This is a genomic window from Streptomyces sp. MK37H (genome assembly GCF_018035285.1).
Lineage (GTDB): Bacteria > Actinomycetota > Actinomycetes > Streptomycetales > Streptomycetaceae > Streptomyces > Streptomyces endocoffeicus.
In genome coordinates this window covers 1-1,831 of the sequence record NZ_JAAAYH010000788.1, presented here as the reverse complement: position 1 = coordinate 1,831, position 1,831 = coordinate 1, and the positions used below count along the sequence as shown (strand labels likewise).

The following is a 1,831-nucleotide window of genomic DNA, read 5'->3' as shown; positions in this document are numbered from 1 at the left end:
TCCTCCGTGAGATCGCCGCCCTTGAGCGGGAGGCTCGCGCCGACGACGAGGCGGTCGAGGAGGCCGCCGAGTGGCTCGCCCGGTGGGAGGAGACCCACCGGGCGCATCAGCGGCGGGTCGAGGCGGCGCAGGAGGCCGTCGCCCGGGCCGAGCAGCTCGGCGGGCGGATCGAGCCCGCCGAGCGGCGGCTGGAGGCCGCCCGGCGGCGGGACCGGCTCGCCGGACAGGAGGGGCAGGCGCGGGAGGAGCTGTTGCGGGCGCGGGAACGGGCCGCCGCCGCGCAGCGGAACTGGCTCGACCTCAAAGAGGCCCGGCTGCGCGGCATCGCCGCCGAGCTCGCGGCCGGGCTGCGCGCCGGAGAGCCCTGCGCGGTGTGCGGGGCGACCGAGCACCCGAGCCCGGCCCGGCCCGGGGCCGGTCATGTGGACCGTACGGCGGAGGAGACCGCGCTGGCGGACTACCAGCGCGCCGAGGAGGCCCGCGAGGAGGCCGAGCGGGCGCGAAACGCGTTGCGGGAGGCCCGCGCGGGCGCGGAGGCCACGGCGGAGGGCGAGGACGCGGCCGAACTCGACCGGTCCCTGGCCGAGTTGCGCACCGCGTACGCCCAAGCCAGAAACGCGGCGGCCGACGCGCACGCCGCCCGCGAGGCCCTGGACCGGGCCGAGGGCGAGCACACCCGCCGTACGGAACAGCGGCAGGAGGCCGAGCGGCGGGCGGCCGCCCGCACCTCGCACCGCGAGGCCCTGGCCCGGGAGCGGGCCGCGTTGCTGACCGAGCTTGAGCAGGCGCGCGGCGCGGACGCCACCGTCGCGCGGCGCGCGGCGCGGCTCGAGCGGCAGGCGGCGCTGCTGGCCCACGCCGCCGAGGCGGCGCGGGCCGCGGAGGCGGCCGCGAACCGGCTGAAGGAGGCCGACGCCCGGCTCGCCGACGCCGCGTACCGGGCCGGGTTCGAGACCCCGGAGCAGGCCGCCGAGGCCGTGCTGCACCCGGACCGGCAGCGCGAGGCGCGCCGCCGTCTCGACGCGTGGCAGTCGGAGTCGGCGGCGGTCGCGGCCGAACTGTCCGACCCGAGGGTGCTCGCCGCCGCGCAGGCGCCCCCCGCCGACCCCGCGGCGGCGCAGACGGCGGCCGACGCGGCCACCCGCGCGCTGCGCGAGGTCTCGGCCGCGGACGCCGCGGCCCGCACCCGCTGCGAGGAGCTCGACGCGCTCTCCGCGCAGGCGGTCGCCGACGCCCGCCGGCTCGCCCCGCTGCGCGCGGAGCACGACCGGATCGCCCGCCTCGCCTCGCTCGCGGCCGGCACCTCCGCGGACAACGAGCGCAGGATGCGACTGGAGGCGTATGTGCTGGCGGCCCGGCTGGAGCAGGTCGCGGCGGCGGCGAGCGTACGGCTGCGCCACATGTCCTCCGGGCGCTACACCCTGGTGCACTCCGACGCCCGCTCCGGCGGGCGCGGCCGCTCCGGTCTCGGACTGCATGTCATCGACGCCTGGACGGGCAGCGAACGCGACACCGCCACCCTCTCCGGCGGCGAGACCTTCTCCGCCTCGCTCGCCCTCGCGCTGGGCCTGGCCGATGTGGTCACCGACGAGGCGGGCGGGGTCCGCCTGGACACCCTCTTCATCGACGAGGGGTTCGGCAGCCTCGACGAGCAGACCCTGGACGAGGTGATGGACGTGCTGGACTCGCTGCGCGAACGCGACCGTACGGTCGGCATCGTCAGCCATGTCGCCGATCTGCGCCGGCGGATCCCCGCCCAGCTGGAGGTCGTCAAGGGCCGCCAGGGCTCGGCCGTACGGCATCGGATGGCCGCCGCGCACTAGGGGGGTGT

The 1,831-nt window shown here is 78.6% G+C and carries 1 protein-coding gene; it reads left to right on the top strand.

Annotated elements, in window-relative coordinates; genetic code table 11:
- The coding region (locus GWI24_RS43920; RefSeq protein ID WP_281791747.1) for an SbcC/MukB-like Walker B domain-containing protein at nt 1-1,823 on the top strand (1,823 nt) is incomplete at its 5' end.
- Nucleotides 1,824-1,831: the final 8 nt, after the last annotated feature.